At 36.1% G+C, this 14,256-nt stretch carries 19 protein-coding genes; 14 read left to right on the forward strand and 5 right to left on the reverse strand.

The window, feature by feature from the left end; translation table 11 throughout:
- Positions 1-9: 9 nt before the first annotated feature.
- The 3 genes from ACTWQB_RS10115 to ACTWQB_RS10125 form a co-directional block, all read right to left on the reverse strand.
- Positions 10-1,974 carry a sodium:solute symporter family protein gene (locus ACTWQB_RS10115; protein WP_443139065.1) on the reverse strand — a complete coding sequence of 655 codons (1,965 nt, stop codon included), beginning with the start codon at positions 1,972-1,974 and terminating at the stop codon, positions 10-12.
- Position 1,975: 1 nt separating this feature from the next.
- Entirely contained in the window at positions 1,976-2,752 is a 777-nt protein-coding gene (locus ACTWQB_RS10120; protein WP_443139066.1) for a cyclase family protein, read from the reverse strand.
- Between the two features lie 191 nt (positions 2,753-2,943).
- Positions 2,944-3,750, reverse strand: coding sequence for a TrmB family transcriptional regulator (locus tag ACTWQB_RS10125; protein ID WP_443139067.1), 807 nt, complete (start codon positions 3,748-3,750; stop codon positions 2,944-2,946).
- A gap of 101 nt (positions 3,751-3,851) precedes the next feature.
- Between ACTWQB_RS10125 and ACTWQB_RS10130 the strand changes: the two genes are divergently transcribed.
- The gene (locus tag ACTWQB_RS10130) at positions 3,852-4,634 is read left to right on the forward strand and encodes a VCBS repeat-containing protein (RefSeq protein WP_443139068.1); all 783 of its coding nucleotides are present in this window, start codon (positions 3,852-3,854) and stop codon (positions 4,632-4,634) included.
- 173 nt (positions 4,635-4,807) lie between these two features.
- Positions 4,808-5,266: a hypothetical protein gene (locus ACTWQB_RS10135; RefSeq protein WP_443139069.1), complete on the forward strand. Its 459-nt coding sequence runs from the start codon at positions 4,808-4,810 to the stop codon at positions 5,264-5,266.
- 65 nt (positions 5,267-5,331) lie between these two features.
- Here the strand turns inward: ACTWQB_RS10135 and ACTWQB_RS10140 are convergent, their stop codons facing one another.
- Positions 5,332-5,646 carry a GNAT family N-acetyltransferase gene (locus ACTWQB_RS10140; RefSeq protein ID WP_443139070.1) on the reverse strand — a complete coding sequence of 105 codons (315 nt, stop codon included), beginning with the start codon at positions 5,644-5,646 and terminating at the stop codon, positions 5,332-5,334.
- 42 nt (positions 5,647-5,688) lie between these two features.
- On the reverse strand, positions 5,689-5,901 hold the full coding sequence (locus tag ACTWQB_RS10145; protein ID WP_443139071.1) for a DUF6366 family protein: 213 nt from the start codon (positions 5,899-5,901) through the stop codon (positions 5,689-5,691).
- A gap of 209 nt (positions 5,902-6,110) precedes the next feature.
- Here ACTWQB_RS10145 and ACTWQB_RS10150 point away from each other — a divergent pair, with 209 nt between their 5' ends.
- The 12 genes from ACTWQB_RS10150 to ACTWQB_RS10205 all read left to right on the forward strand — a co-directional run bounded on the left by ACTWQB_RS10150 (position 6,111) and on the right by ACTWQB_RS10205 (position 14,189).
- On the forward strand, positions 6,111-6,632 hold the full coding sequence (locus ACTWQB_RS10150; protein ID WP_443139072.1) for a hypothetical protein: 522 nt from the start codon (positions 6,111-6,113) through the stop codon (positions 6,630-6,632).
- A gap of 53 nt (positions 6,633-6,685) precedes the next feature.
- The gene (locus ACTWQB_RS10155) at positions 6,686-7,327 is read left to right on the forward strand and encodes a hypothetical protein (protein WP_443139073.1); all 642 of its coding nucleotides are present in this window, start codon (positions 6,686-6,688) and stop codon (positions 7,325-7,327) included.
- A gap of 71 nt (positions 7,328-7,398) precedes the next feature.
- On the forward strand, positions 7,399-8,514 hold the full coding sequence (locus ACTWQB_RS10160) for an MBL fold metallo-hydrolase (protein WP_443139074.1): 1,116 nt from the start codon (positions 7,399-7,401) through the stop codon (positions 8,512-8,514).
- A 135-nt stretch (positions 8,515-8,649) separates the two neighbouring features.
- Complete coding sequence (locus tag ACTWQB_RS10165) at positions 8,650-9,126, forward strand: GNAT family N-acetyltransferase (RefSeq protein WP_443139075.1); 477 nt, start codon at positions 8,650-8,652, stop codon at positions 9,124-9,126.
- 56 nt (positions 9,127-9,182) lie between these two features.
- Positions 9,183-9,785: a DedA family protein gene (locus ACTWQB_RS10170; protein ID WP_443139076.1), complete on the forward strand. Its 603-nt coding sequence runs from the start codon at positions 9,183-9,185 to the stop codon at positions 9,783-9,785.
- A 79-nt stretch (positions 9,786-9,864) separates the two neighbouring features.
- Positions 9,865-10,125, forward strand: a complete 261-nt coding sequence (locus ACTWQB_RS10175; RefSeq protein ID WP_054753323.1) for a hypothetical protein — start codon at positions 9,865-9,867, stop codon at positions 10,123-10,125.
- Positions 10,126-10,405: 280 nt separating this feature from the next.
- Positions 10,406-10,903, forward strand: a complete 498-nt coding sequence (locus ACTWQB_RS10180) for a hypothetical protein (RefSeq protein WP_443139077.1) — start codon at positions 10,406-10,408, stop codon at positions 10,901-10,903.
- A gap of 21 nt (positions 10,904-10,924) precedes the next feature.
- Positions 10,925-11,800 carry a phosphotransferase family protein gene (locus ACTWQB_RS10185; RefSeq protein WP_443139078.1) on the forward strand — a complete coding sequence of 292 codons (876 nt, stop codon included), beginning with the start codon at positions 10,925-10,927 and terminating at the stop codon, positions 11,798-11,800.
- Positions 11,801-11,826: 26 nt separating this feature from the next.
- Entirely contained in the window at positions 11,827-12,669 is an 843-nt protein-coding gene (locus ACTWQB_RS10190) for a nucleotidyltransferase (protein ID WP_443139079.1), read from the forward strand.
- Between the two features lie 76 nt (positions 12,670-12,745).
- Positions 12,746-13,138, forward strand: coding sequence for a GNAT family N-acetyltransferase (locus ACTWQB_RS10195; RefSeq protein WP_443139080.1), 393 nt, complete (start codon positions 12,746-12,748; stop codon positions 13,136-13,138).
- 98 nt (positions 13,139-13,236) lie between these two features.
- Entirely contained in the window at positions 13,237-13,611 is a 375-nt protein-coding gene (locus ACTWQB_RS10200) for a hypothetical protein (protein WP_443139081.1), read from the forward strand.
- Positions 13,612-13,664: 53 nt separating this feature from the next.
- On the forward strand, positions 13,665-14,189 hold the full coding sequence (locus ACTWQB_RS10205; protein ID WP_443139082.1) for an AAA family ATPase: 525 nt from the start codon (positions 13,665-13,667) through the stop codon (positions 14,187-14,189).
- The last annotated feature ends 67 nt before the right edge of the window (positions 14,190-14,256 follow it).

Below are 14,256 nucleotides of genomic sequence, written 5' to 3' on the forward strand. Positions count from 1 at the left end.
TTCTAAAATTTAAGCTGTCGTTGCTTTAATCGAATTCAAGTAATTTTGACCGCTTTCATTGAGCTTGACTTTTCGTCTCCAGATGCCACTTTCATCTAAGTAACCTTGTCGGATCAATTTTGATAGAATTACAGATACCTTTAATGAGTCGTATTCGTTCGTTTGAATAAACGTTTTGAAGTTTTCTGTGCCTTTTTCAATTTCTTTCAAGAACATAACGTCTTCGCGGGATAGTTGAGCGACTATGTCGTATGTTTCATCATGTTTAACTAGTTTTTGGCCAGCTTCTGAAATGTAGAATGTGTAGAAGCCAGGTCCTGAGTATTTTTTACGGTAAATAATTTTGTTCTGATCGAGTTTTTCTATAATTTTATTACTTACGGCTGAATCAACGCCTAACATGTCACTTACCTCTGCCATGGTGTTATAGCCATTCGCAATGAGGGTTAACACTTCTAATCCTTTCTCGTCTAATTGATGATTCGTTGTGTCATTGCCGTTATTTTGCCAATCAGCTTGCCCGTAATAATTCGGTGTGGTTAATAAGCTCACGATTACGGTTGCGAGTAAGGTGGTAATTAATCCAACGACACCAATATGAGTATATTGTGAAAGCACGAAGATATTTGTGAGTTCTAAGATGGTGAAGAGTGTAGTTAGACCAATACCGACGACAGCACCTGTGAAGGCACCAGCCATGGTGGTTCGCTTCCACCAGATTCCTAGTAAAACCAAGACGGAAGGTGGGCCAAGCCATGCAGTTGAGAAAGCGAATAAGAATAGTGGTCCACCTGGGTAAAAGCAGAGGACCCAAACGAGTAAACCTAACACCATCGTGATAATTTTCGATGGAACGGTTAATTCTTTTGGTGTAGCATTCGGTCTGTAGTACTTTTGATAAATATCACGAGTTGCTGTACTTGATGCGCCAATGAGTGACGTTGTTGATGTTGAGATTGAAGCCGCTAAAGCACCTAGTAAGGCGAAAGCTGCAATCGCAATTGGAAGTCCTTTTAAAACTACCCCAAAGGCGGACATTGGACTCACATCACCGTTTGGTGCGAACGTGTCCGCAAATGCTGTACCTGCATAGAGTCCTGATAAGGTTAAGATTAAATATGGGCCAACTGCTAAAATAATGGCTGCATAGACGAATGACTTTTTAGCCGTTGATTCACTTCTAGTAGATGATACACGTAACCAGTAATAATTGTTTCCCCAAACAAGAAAACACGCGAATAATATAATAAATGTTAGTAAACTAGGGTATTGCAGTGAGAATACTGGAAGACTACCATTCGTAATTCCAGATGTTAGATAACTCAAGTCACCTGGCCAATTATTACTGATAAAACTGAATCCACCGTAGTTGGTCATTAATCCGATCAACATTGCAGGGAGGGCGACAAGACCAATACACATTTGAATAAAGTCGGTCATCGAGATCGCCCAGAAACCACCCACATAAGTAAAGATTAAAAACATGAGGAATATGGCACTTAACGTTGCGATGAGTGACCAACCTGTAAAGCCTGTTGTGACTAACGCCATGGATAAAACGTTGTTTGCCATAATACCTAGCAATCCGAAAATACTAGATAGTGTTATAAGTGTTCTAGTTTTCGAATCGAACCGCATCTCTAGCCATTCTGGTAAGGTATGAGCCCCTGACCTGCGAATGTACGGGGCGAAAAGTAGACCATAGAGTGCAAGGCCACCAAATAGGTAAGCCATCCCAAAACCATACGATCCCCAAAAACCACTTTGAATCGCTAATCCAGGTCCGAGTGTAATAATGGTACCTGCGAAACCAATCGCTGCAACACCGAAAATATTATTTAGAACACCAACTTCACGTCCTGCAATAAAGTAATCATTTGAACCTGACACCCATTTCTTTGTAATCCAACCACAGATGACTAAGACGATAATAAACAGAATAAATATAATAGAGAAAAAGCTATTAAACCCCATGTTAATCCTCCTTTATAATCGCAACAGGACGTGCCCAACCTGCACTTGCGCCTTTTATTTTGACTGGGAAGACTGCGACATCAAATCCATAGCTCTGAGGTAATTGTTCTAAGTTAGCGAGTTTCTCAATCTGACAATACTCTTGGTCTTTTCCGACATAATGGGCTGCCCAAAGCACGCCATCTCTTGGATTGCTTTTATAGTCTTGTACTTGGAGGTTTAGTGGAATATCCCATCCCCAGCCATCAGTCCCCATTACTTTGATGCCTTGGTCAATGAGCCATCTGGTAGCATCGGCTGAGACACCAGCATGTCTAAAGGCATAATGTTCTTCGTATAACTTTTTATCCGCATCGGTTCTGACTAAGACGATGTCATAGGGGTGAAGCTCGTAATTCATCTCTTCTAATTTTTCTTGTAGATCCTCAGTTTGAATCTCATATCCTTCTGGTTTGTCACTAAAATCGAATAGAACGCCATTTCCATAGAACCATTCTAGTGGCATTTCATCAATGGTTCTGGCGCGTTCGCCTTCTGAGGTTGGCCAGTAGTGCCATGGTGCGTCCACATGCGTTCCCGTGTGAGTGGTGAGTGTGACTTGCTCGTTTGCCCAGGCTTTACTCTCAGGAAAGTCTGATGGCTCAAGACCGAGGAGGTTCGCCGCCTGTACAGCCCCTTCTTCGTGTTTCATGTACTCAATCATAGGTGGCATCGGTTCTTTAACGTCATTGTCTAGAGGTGAGCTTAAATCTATGATGTGGAAGTTTCGATTTCCCATTTTTATTCCCCTTTCAAATTTTATATAGAAAAAGGTTAAGGATGTTTAACCTTTTAAAAACTTAATTTAGAGTTGAAAATTCTAAAGGGTGAAAATAGATCAGTGATTCAACATGGTAGGTCTTAATCTTAAGAAGAAGTGAGTAATAATAAAGCGCTTACATATTGTGGAGTGAATATTTAAGTCGATATTTAAAAATCATGGAGGAGTTTCTCTAAGTTTGTGCCGTATTGATCGTAAATCGGTTGTCCTATATCATTAATAATTTTATTTACATACATATCATGTCTAATGTAGTTTAGTGTCGTTTTAATTAATGCTTTGTGACTTGAGACAACGGCATGCGGTTTATTATGTAATAATTCAATGACTATAGCTTTTTTAGAATCGACAACAATAGATAATTCGTCAGAGTGACGTTTATTTGCGACAGGTGATTGAGCATGTTTAATAGATTTCCATGGAATGTTCTTCGTTGGTTGATCAAAAGTGATTGTATTAACAGAAACACCATTATTATGCGCGAACAATAGTGAATCATATAGCTTATTTAATTCAATATTCCAGCAGCTTAGGAATATGTCTTCTTCTGAAGATTTGATAGAGCTTTTTACTGTATCTAAAGCTGCTTCGTAACCTTCAATAACAAATAATTCAGTCCAATTTAAGTTAGAAGTATGGGTAATGGTATTTAGTGAACTCTTAATCAGTGTGATGTCACTTAAGAATTCATTCTCGATGGAACTTATTAAGTCATCATAAGGTAAAGGGCTATAGTGTTTTGAAGTTGACTTTTCAGAACTATAAACGGTGAAGACATAGCCTTTGTCTAGCATTTTCTGAAGTGTTTCATATATTTTAGGGCTAGGCACACCTGATTTAACGGCTATACTGTTTCCGTTTAACGGGTGCTCTTGTAATAGAGCAATATAGACTTTTGCTTCGTACTCGGTAAAACCGAGCTTTTTTAATGTATCAATTGTTTTTTGAATTTTCATATTATTATCACCAACTTAATATTACTACTTAGGTAGTAGTATGTCAAACTAGTTTTAAAAAGTGGTTGTTAAATCAGTTCTAAATGTGAGTTTGGCTCAATTTGGAGATTGGTTTGTTACCAAGGTTAATATACATCATTCAAGCGCATAAACTATTACACCACGACTTCAAAGGAGAACTGCCTACTATGTATGAGATCGTTGCGATGACTCAAGGGGACGTGACGGGAGATGGGATTCCAGACACTGTGTATGTGATGGGGTTTAGGGAGTCTGATGTGTCGATTATTAGAAAGATGTCGCTTGTGATCAATGATGGAGCGACCAATCTGCTTACGAATATATATTTAGAAGAAGATATGGGCTATGATCCTGGGTTGTTTTTGGGAGATTTTACGGGCGATGGGGTGGATGATATTTTCTTAAACATTCCATCTGGTGGAAGTGGAGCGACGAGCTATAATTATATTTATTCGTTTGTGAATCAACAGGCTCGATTGCTGTTTGACTCGAATGTTTACAACGCGGAATACCCATACACTGTAACATACCAGGATAATTACAAGGTTGAAGTGGTCAGTGAGAAAAATAATACACGCTACATGATTGATTTAACTTTGCATGACCCTGAATATTTAAATGAAATCTATCATGAAGATGGTAAGTTGAAGGAACCCATAATTGGTTGGGTGGATCCGGTTAGCGGCTTGTATCCGATTGGATATAGCTCGAGGGATCAAATCTATATGTTGTTGGCGTATCAACAAATTGCGGGTCGATACCATGCCGACTCATTAGGGTACGTTCAGAACCGGTTGAAATGGGATGGTGAAAGGTTTGTGTTGGATTTTCAGGATGTGGGGATCTTTGGTTCGGAGAGATGAAGAATTATTTGAGGCAAAAACGCAACAACTTGCTTAATCTTTTAATAATTGATTTAGGCTGTTTTCTCAAAGGTTATTGTTTTTCTTGAACTAAATTCATCATAAGGAATTTTCTGTTAAAATAGGTATATTACTTAATCGTCAGATTATTAAATTATTATGGGGGAAATAAAATGAAGTTTAAATTGCTATTCTTGCTGATTTGCTCGTATTTAATTGCTTTTTCAACAAATTTTATACCATCATTGAAACATCCAGACTCAAATATGAGTATCTTCAACTTACTCGCAACATCCTTGTTTCTAATCGCTTTAATAATATTCATTAAAAAAGCTTCATATAGTGGTAAATCTAATAAAGGATTAAAGCTATATTTAATATTTGGTTTTATATCTGGCTTAGTTGTATATGTCATTAAAATGTTTGAAGTCACTTTGATGGATTACGCTGTTTTGGATATGTTTGCATCAATTCAGTATCCATTCTATTTGCTGTTCACAACACCGTTATTTGGAGTGAATTACCTATTTGCCATAAATTATGAAACTTTTTCACTGTTGATGTCAGCAGTGTATGTCCTTGCATTCATTTTAATAATGAGTTTTAAAAAAGTAGACACCCAAAATGTATAAAAAAATGTATAAACATACTTCTTGAAGAGTTCTTTCTTTATGCAGCACCTGAGGTTGTGACATGATTATGGTTTAGGTTCATTTTTATTACTACTTTTGGTCTCAAAAATAATTTGTTCTTCACCAAATCTAGTAACACGATCAATAACCGTCATTTCTAACTTTTCTAATAATCTACAAGAGGCCACGTTCGCGGCTTGTGTTTCAGATACTAGTTTGGTAATCCCTAAATGATTAAATGCATATCGAATTATTGCATTCACGATTTCATAGCCGTAACCTTTTCCCCACCATTCAGGCAAGAATTGATAAGAGATTTCTGTTGATTGACCATCGTGATGTGTGTCTAGGAAAGTTAGGCTAATGAATGTATCAGGCATTGTTCAAGGGCTAAAATTATAAATCTAGAATCTCGCTAAATGTTAAAAGAAAAGGTTATAGCCTATATATCCCAGTACTAACAATAAAATAATGACTAGCGTTCCTTTCCAATTTAAACCTCCTACCAAATCAACCAGACTGCCGTTTTTTCCTCTTTCCCAAGAATCTTTCATTACACCAAATGGGTTCCCTTTCCACTCTTGTTGCCTGATTCTCTCTCTTCTTTCTTCAGGTGTTTCTTTCTCATTTTTCATTTCGCACTCTCCCACTAAAGTAATAATCAATGTAATCTTAGAAAAGTGTAACATCAAATTAATTTGTTTGGCTAAATATTTCGAAAATATCTATCTCAAAAGCGTCATTGGTATGCTCGACCACTGTTCAAGCCACTCCTATTCCAACTTGATTAACATTACCATAAATTGTAACATATTGTTAGGATGAATATTAGAGGAGTTTGGTTATGTGGCATAATTTGTATAAATGGTCGTTATTAATATTGGTGTTTGTCATGGTTAGTGGTGGGCTATTTATTGGAACAAATATTTACATGGATGTGAATGACGATACTAAAGAAATTGCATTGGAACAGAAAGACTATGAAACTTTAACTATTGAACCATTAAATGATGAGATTAAAGAAAATCTCAAACCGAAAAATAGAAAAGTTAAACCAGTTTCCTCAGACATCATCACGCATTCAGAATACAGAACTTTAGATGACTTTGTGAAGGGATTAAAAAAGAGTGTCAATGGAAAAACGGATCACCCATATACTGAAGAAGATTTACACTACCACATAGGATCATTTGGCACAAATTATACTAAGCATTTTCTAGCATTAACTGAAGATGCAGAGGAAGAATATTTCTTATACAAGTTATTGGAGAAAACAGAAAAGTTGTATCTGAAAAATGGTCCTTTAAGCGACGAAGAGAGAGTACAGGCATTTAATGAGTTGAAGACTTTTGTGAATCAGTATTAAGCGAATTAGGTTATTTTAATAGATCTAGTAACACAAATGAAGGGAAAGGGACCATGAGCACACTTATCAGTTATCAGTGGGAAATTTTTATTACAATCGAGATTATATCGGTGTTGGCCTTATTGTTATTTGGGTTATTTCGGTATTATCTAGGTCAGAAAAAGACAGGTCTAATCTTAATTGTAGCTTTTCTAGGTTTAGTGCTTCTAGAAGCTGTGCTAGGGGTATTAATCTATCAAGAAACAGGAGAGTTTTCTACGTTTACTCTCATTATCTTAATCTTTGTCATATATGCGTTTACGTTTGGAATCTATGATTTTTTAAAGCTAGATCGGTGGATGAGGAAGAAGTTTGGTCAGTGGCGGGGAGTTGAACTTCTTACAGAAAAAGATTATCAAATTATGGTTCGTCAGAAAGACCCTAAGCACGTAGCTAAAGTTAATCGTCGAAGTGCCATGATTCATTTGATTATTTTCGTTATTGGGCAGTTTGTATTTTGGTCATATGGGACGAATGGTTTTGAAGAGATGGTAGGTTACTTGAAAGATTTATCTTGGTTTGAGACGGGAGATTATAGAGATTCCCCTTACCCTAACGAAACATTGTATGGAATAGGTAGTGTTTGGATTATCGTGTTTATAGTTGATTTTATTTACTCGTGGTCATATACGATTTTTCCAAAGAAGTCATTTTAGGTAACCATGTTTACTCCCATACCTCTCCGGGTATCGTTTTATATAACTCATAAATCGATGGAGGGATTTGAGTGGCGCTAACGGTAAAAGAATTAACGCAGAAGATTTTAAATCATGAAAATGTGTTTATTTTAGATATTCGTAGTGAAGAGGACTTTAATGACTGGTCCATCAATGGTAAGAATGTGAGTAGCATTAATGTTCCTTTTAAAAAGCTAGAGCAAGACTATGACAATGTGAAACATCAATTCCCTGAGGATCAACCGATTTACGTTGTATGTGCAAAAGGGATTTCGTCACAGAAGGCGGTTGACTTTTTACAAAGCAAAGGGCTCGTGCAGGCGACGTACGTTGAAGGTGGCATGACGGCTTGGAGTGAGCATCTTGAGCCGGTTAAAATTGGGAACCTAACTGATGGAGGAGAGCTTTATCAGTTCATTCGAATCGGAAAAGGTTGTCTATCTTATATGGTGATGGCGAATGGTGAAGCGGCTGTTATTGATCCCGTACGAATGACGGATACGTTTAAGTCGTTTGCGGATGATAAGAATGTGTCGATTCAATATGTGTTTGACACACACTTACATGCAGACCATATCTCTGGAGGGAAGTCGCTTGCGGATGAAGTGGGCGCGGATTATTACTTCCCAACTAAAGACGATGAAGGTCTAACATTCGATTACAAAGAGGTTCAAGATGGCACGACGGTGAAAGTCGGCAATTCAGTTGACGTCTTGGCCTTTTATTCGCCTGGCCATACGATTGGCAGTACCAGTTATATCGTCGATGAGAAGTATTTATTAACGGGTGATATTTTATTTATTGAATCAATTGGCCGACCTGATTTAGCGGGCAAAGCCGATGCGTGGGTGGATGACCTTCGCAAGACGCTTTATGAACGGTATAAGAAGCTTGCGGATGATCTGGTGGTATTACCTGCTCATTTCGGGGAAATGAAAGAGATTAATGACGATGGCACGGTTAAAGATACGATTAAAAATATTTACGAAAAGAATGATCGCCTTCAGGTTGACAGTGAAGAAGACTTTAAAAGTCTTGTGACTGATAATCTTCCGCCTCAGCCAAATAGCCATGAGGAAATTCGTAAAACGAACATGGGTCAGAAAAATCCTGAAGAAGATGAACGCCGCGAGATGGAAGTCGGACCAAATCGTTGTGCGGTGTAAGGTGAATAATTTTGAAGCACGTGGATTCTAGTTTAGAGTCCACGTGCTTTATTTTTATCTTATAAATGATTAGAAAATTATGTTAATATTAGTGTAAAGTCTAATTTTTAAGATGTTTATTTAGGAGGGGGCTTTATGCACCAAGTTTCACTCAGGGATATCCAACAAGAAGACCTACCAATTTTCTTTGAACATCAGAAGGATCCTGTCTCTAGTCACATGGCTGCGTTCACTTCTAAAGACCCAACGGACTGGGGTTTATTTTCGAATCACTGGAATCGTATTTTAACGGACAACAACATCATTAAGAAAAGCATTATTCACGAGAATCAGATAGTAGGTCATGTGATTAGTTTTGAGATGTTCGGTGACCGCGAAGTGACTTATTGGATTAACCGTGAGGACTGGGGAAAAGGTATAGCGACAGTTGCGCTTAAACAGTTCTTGAATTTAGATCCAACACGCCCATTATACGCCCGAGCCGCAAAAGATAATATCGGTTCTAGGCGAGTGCTTGAAAAATGTGGATTTACTATTATAGATGAAGATAGTGGATTTGCGAACGCTCGTGATATGGAAGTTGAAGAGTTTGTTTTTATGTTAAGTGATTGATTGGAAAAATATGTTACAATTAGTTTTAGCAATTTTTGTTTAAATGGGGATCGAGTATGGAAAATTGGATTACAGACATTATGAGTGAATTTGGCTATGTAGGAATTATGTTTTTAATTGCTATAGAGAACATATTTCCACCTATACCGTCTGAAATCATACTGACGTTCGGAGGGTTTATGACCACTACCACTAAATTAAGTATGTTAGGTGTGGTTAGTTCGGCAACAGCAGGTTCAGTTGCTGGTGCTATAATTCTATATTTAGTAGGATTACAAATGGATATAGCAAGATTAGAGAAAATTGTAGACAGGTGGGGACATATCCTTCGAATAACAAAAGAAGATCTACATAAAGCTGATGCTTGGTTTGATCAATATGGTCCGTGGACAGTCTTTATTTGCAGGTTTATCCCATTGATTCGTAGTTTAATATCTATTCCTGCTGGTATGTCAAATATGAATATCGGTCTGTTTTTGTTTTTTACAACTTTAGGGACTTTAATTTGGAATATTGTTCTTGTGTACTTAGGTGCTTCAGTGGGAAACTCTTGGGAAGTCATTGTGGGATATATGGAAATCTATTCAAAAATCATTTACGTTATATTAGTTTTGCTTTTTATAATCTTAGTGTATTTTTTTATAAAAAGAAGAAGGTGATTTACAACATTATAAAGCAACAGTAAATTTACTAGGAAACACAATAATAGATTAACCAATGAAATAGGAGCGAAAATACATGAAAAACTACAGTTTGATTTCTACCACGTGCTTAGGATTATTTATTGTTTTATTCTCATTAATGATTAATAACGTTTCTTTCGGTTCATTTGGCAAGGTCGTCATCATTTCAATGTGCTTACTACCACTGTTAGGAACTATATTTGGCTTAAAAAGTAAAAAGGGTATAAGCAAATGGCTTTTAATCATTTTAAACATAAGTGCATTAATCACAATGTTATACATTCTTGTGCTTGGTTTTGGAATGGGTGAAGTATAAAAAGTAATAAATATTAATTACGTTTTAATGAGTTAGTTGAGAAGCGGAGGAGTTATGATGGTTAAAAAACCTTTTATGCTATCGCTACTTATAGGCTTGTTTGCTTTCTCTTTGACATATTTGGTGACTTATATTATTAACTCTTCCCACCCCTTTTGGGCGAGTATGTTAATAGGTCTTCTCATCTTCGAATTATGTTACTATTATTATTTCCATAAAACTAAGAAACAAGATGAATTTTAATTAACATTAGTATTTGGACATCTGAGGTGATTACATTTTGTTAAAAAGAACAAACTTAATTTACATAATAGGATTGATTTTTATAGTTTCTTTCCTTGTAAGCTGTGAAAATAGTGAGGAAGTCATTAAAAATAGTTACTACCTGTCCTTATCTGGCGAAAGTAAAAATTGGGAAGTCAATTCCTACGAAGTCGTAATTATGCCGGATACGTTTAGTGCGGGCAATGGTAAGTTAACGATGAAAAATGATAAAGAAGTAACGTCACATTTTTTTAGCATTAAAGTTCATGCGGTGATCAATGGACGTGACGAAGTTGTTCAAGGAAAGTCAGTAACTGTGACTGGTGGTGAGGAAAATATCGCTCAAACATCGATTGGAACCATTGAAGGTGGAACCTATTTTAAGGAAAATGGTGATCCCATCACGCTTAAAGATGTTAGTGACATCTACATGATTATTCAGTGGCAAGATGGCAACCAAGACATGGAAGAAAGAGTCGACTTATATAATCCAGGGGATAAATTTAGTTTTTAATTTAAAAGGATGTATCGCCGAATGACTCATAAACATATTAAAACGATTCAGAAACACTATCCAGAGTTACATATTGAGGATTACTACATAAATGACATCGGTCAAAATAATGATGTCTTAATTGTGAATGGTTCCTTAGTATTTAGATTTCCAAAATATAAAGAAGGGGTCGATCAACTTAGAACTGAAACTAAAATTTTGAACTATATTAAAGGCAAAGTTTCACTCGCGATCCCAAATCCAATCTATTATTCTTTTGATAAGTTAGAGCCAGGCGACGTTTTTACTGGTTATGAACTCATTGAAGGCGAACCATTGTGGAAGAGTCAATTTGAATCGATTAAGAACAGTGAACAGGTTCAGGCTCTAGCTGATAATCTCGTTTCGTTTTTAATAGAATTACATTCAATTTCAATAGGTCGAGTCAGGGGAGAGTTGAACTTAGCAGAGAATCATCCTTTAGAACAAATGAGTCAATTATACGAAAAGATTAGGCTTGAATTATTTCCGTACATAAGGGATGTGGCTCAAAGGGAAATCTCTCATTCGTTTGAAACATTTCTTAAAGGTGAGAGTTTCAAAACTGCAGACATAGCCCTTATTCATGGCGATTTCGGTGCATCTAATATCTTGTGGAACCCGGAGTCTGTTAGAATATCTGGGGTTATAGACTTTGGCGGTTCTGGTTTAGGAGACCCTGCATATGATTTCGCGGGTATACTTTCTAGCTACGGAGAAGAATTTTATGAAATTTGCGTTCAGAAGTATCCGAATAGTGATGATTTAGACAAACGAGTGAAATTTTACAGAAGTACCTTTGCGTTGCAGGAAGCTTTGCATGGGATTGAAAACAATGATCGAGAGGCGTTTGAGAGTGGAATTGAAGATTATAGATAGTTAAAGACATTTAAGGGAGAGATCGTTTGACACAAATTAAAAGTATTGGACGTTTTTTAGAATTAAATGATGATGGATACCTCATCAATGAATCCAGTAAAAAGAATATTAAGCCTGCTTATTACAACGTGATTGAAGAAGTTATTAGAACATATCGAGCTCATTTAGGGGATCATCTACATAGCATATATGTTAGAGGGTCCATTCCTCGTGGATTAGGGCTCGAACATGTGTCTGATTTAGACACTCTGGCTGTTACAACTGAAAAGACTTTAGATGCTGATTTAGAATGGGTTGAGAGGGCTGAAGTAAAGATCAATAATCAATTTGAATATGTCAATGGATTGGAACTCAGTGTCTATCCGATTGAAGATATATTAGAAGTAAATCGATTTTCCGTTATTCCATTTATCATTAAAACACATAGCATTTGTGTTGATGGAAAAGATTTAAGTGTCTTTTTACCCGATTATAAACCTGACAAAGCCTTAGGTAATGAGCATCTCATTAATTTATCAAATCAGATTCAGCAAGCAAAAGAGGACCTTGAAGGTAACGAAGATGATGAGGATATTTTGGATTGTTGTCAGTGGATTATGAAAATCATCGTAAGAGCTGGGCTTGCGCTTGTGATAGAGGAAGAAAATAAATATACAAGAGACTTGTACCCAGCATATAAAATCTTCTCTAAATATTATCCAGAGAAAGAAGCGGACATGGAACAAGCTTTTAAATATGCCATTGAACCTATAGACAATCCAAACGAAATTATAGATTTCTTAAATGGCATGGGTCATTGGATGGTTCAAGAGGCTGAAAAGTGGTTGGAGAAATATAATCCTGACAAAGAAAGCTGGTTGAAAATATAAATAATAAGTAAGGAATTGAGTACATGTTACACTTACAGAAAGTAAAATCAGAAAATGAATTTATTTTGCATGGATCATGCAATTTTACATTTATGAATTTAGTAAATATATCCCCGATATTAAACTGGAACATGACGGATCATACAAACGGTTTAATTTAGAAAGATATTGGAATAGTGATAACTTCCACGCTCATTTTATAATGCTAGATGATGAGTTGATTGGTTTTTCACTAGTACAGAGTGCAACACAGGCAAGCCCCAATTCTGTTGAAGAATTTTTTATTATGTCCAACCATAGTGGACAAGACTACGGTAAGGATGTTGCAAAAAAGTTGTTCGGCATGTATCCAGGTGAGTGGAGAATTACTCAAATTGAAAATAATCGACCTGCCTATGCATTTTGGAATGGATTAGTTAATGAAGTCACCAATGGTAGACCGTCTTTGAAGGGGCAACCTGTACATTAGCAATTCATCACTTTAGTGAGCTTGTAACTCCGTTTCAAGAAGTTTTTAGAGTCCTTAATAAAGGTAGATTTGTCATTTTTACTTCCTCCCCTGAACAGATGAATAACTATTGGCTTAAAGAATATTTTCCCAAAGCGATTGATAACTCTGCCAATCAAATGCCAAGAGTAGATAAAGTTAACGATACATTAAAAAAAGTAGGATTTAACATCGTGGGTAATGAGACCTTTTTAATTCAACCTGATTTAAAGGATTTTTTTCTTTATAGTGGCAAGTATAAACCGAAAATGTATTTAGATGAAAAAGTCCGTTCAGGAATTTCTACTTTCGCTAATTTAGCTTCAAATGAAGAGGTCGAAGAAGGCTGTATTAGACTGAAAAAGGACATTGAAACTAAGAAAATAGAAGACGTTGTAAATAAATATAGTAGCGATTTAGGTGATTATACTTATATTATTGCTGAAAAGAAATAGAGTAACTGTGGCAATAGTTTAAGAATGCACTCCATAATAAGGAAATGATAAATATGTTTTTTGTTCAAATGTCAGGTTTTTCTGGTTCGGGTAAATCCACATTAGCTAAACAAATTTCTAAGAGAACTGGGGCAATTGTAATTGATCATGATATTGTTAAATCGGCATTATTACTTAGTATTAACGAAGGTGTTTTAGACCGAAAATTATCAGGTAAGATATCATACAATATTGATTGGTCTATAATTGAATTCCAATTATCGCAAGGGATTAGTGTTATATTTGATAGTCCTTGTCTATATGATGAGATGATTGAGAAAGGTACGATGTTGGCAAAAAAATACAACGCTAAATATAAGTATGTCGAATGTTACCTTGATGATATTGACGTCATAAACTCTAGATTGAAAGATCGTGAAAATTTAATAAGTCAAATAAAAGAAGTCAAGGATGAAAAGGCATTTAAATATACAATTGAAAACGCTAAAAAACCATCTGACTATGAGTGTTTAGTTGTTGATACTGGAGAGCAATTAGATACATATATAAATGAGGTATTAGATTACATAAACGCATAAGTTTTTTGTTTCCTTAGCTAATTATGAACAAGATTATATGATCAATTAATAATCTATCTCTTTTGCT

Origin of the sequence: Piscibacillus sp. B03 (genome assembly GCF_052246295.1) — a bacterium.
In the GTDB taxonomy this organism is placed as follows: domain Bacteria; phylum Bacillota; class Bacilli; order Bacillales; family Alkalibacillaceae; genus Piscibacillus.

What these genes read in the sequence shown, in the direction of transcription:
- ACTWQB_RS10170 (WP_443139076.1), top strand. Translation starts at nt 9,183, where the DNA reads ATGGAAAATTGGATTACAGACATTATGAGTGAATTTGGCTATGTAGGA.
- ACTWQB_RS10185 (WP_443139078.1), top strand. Translation starts at nt 10,925, where the DNA reads ATGACTCATAAACATATTAAAACGATTCAGAAACACTATCCAGAGTTA.
- ACTWQB_RS10120 (WP_443139066.1), bottom strand. Translation starts at nt 2,752, where the DNA reads ATGGGAAATCGAAACTTCCACATCATAGATTTAAGCTCACCTCTAGAC.
- ACTWQB_RS10195 (WP_443139080.1), top strand. Translation starts at nt 12,746, where the DNA reads ATGCAATTTTACATTTATGAATTTAGTAAATATATCCCCGATATTAAA.
- ACTWQB_RS10125 (WP_443139067.1), bottom strand. Translation starts at nt 3,750, where the DNA reads ATGAAAATTCAAAAAACAATTGATACATTAAAAAAGCTCGGTTTTACC.
- ACTWQB_RS10165 (WP_443139075.1), top strand. Translation starts at nt 8,650, where the DNA reads ATGCACCAAGTTTCACTCAGGGATATCCAACAAGAAGACCTACCAATT.
- ACTWQB_RS10140 (WP_443139070.1), bottom strand. Translation starts at nt 5,646, where the DNA reads ATGCCTGATACATTCATTAGCCTAACTTTCCTAGACACACATCACGAT.
- ACTWQB_RS10205 (WP_443139082.1), top strand. Translation starts at nt 13,665, where the DNA reads ATGTTTTTTGTTCAAATGTCAGGTTTTTCTGGTTCGGGTAAATCCACA.
- ACTWQB_RS10115 (WP_443139065.1), bottom strand. Translation starts at nt 1,974, where the DNA reads ATGGGGTTTAATAGCTTTTTCTCTATTATATTTATTCTGTTTATTATC.
- ACTWQB_RS10155 (WP_443139073.1), top strand. Translation starts at nt 6,686, where the DNA reads ATGAGCACACTTATCAGTTATCAGTGGGAAATTTTTATTACAATCGAG.
- ACTWQB_RS10145 (WP_443139071.1), bottom strand. Translation starts at nt 5,901, where the DNA reads ATGAAAAATGAGAAAGAAACACCTGAAGAAAGAAGAGAGAGAATCAGG.
- ACTWQB_RS10175 (WP_054753323.1), top strand. Translation starts at nt 9,865, where the DNA reads ATGAAAAACTACAGTTTGATTTCTACCACGTGCTTAGGATTATTTATT.
- ACTWQB_RS10135 (WP_443139069.1), top strand. Translation starts at nt 4,808, where the DNA reads ATGAAGTTTAAATTGCTATTCTTGCTGATTTGCTCGTATTTAATTGCT.
- ACTWQB_RS10150 (WP_443139072.1), top strand. Translation starts at nt 6,111, where the DNA reads ATGTGGCATAATTTGTATAAATGGTCGTTATTAATATTGGTGTTTGTC.
- ACTWQB_RS10200 (WP_443139081.1), top strand. Translation starts at nt 13,237, where the DNA reads ATGAATAACTATTGGCTTAAAGAATATTTTCCCAAAGCGATTGATAAC.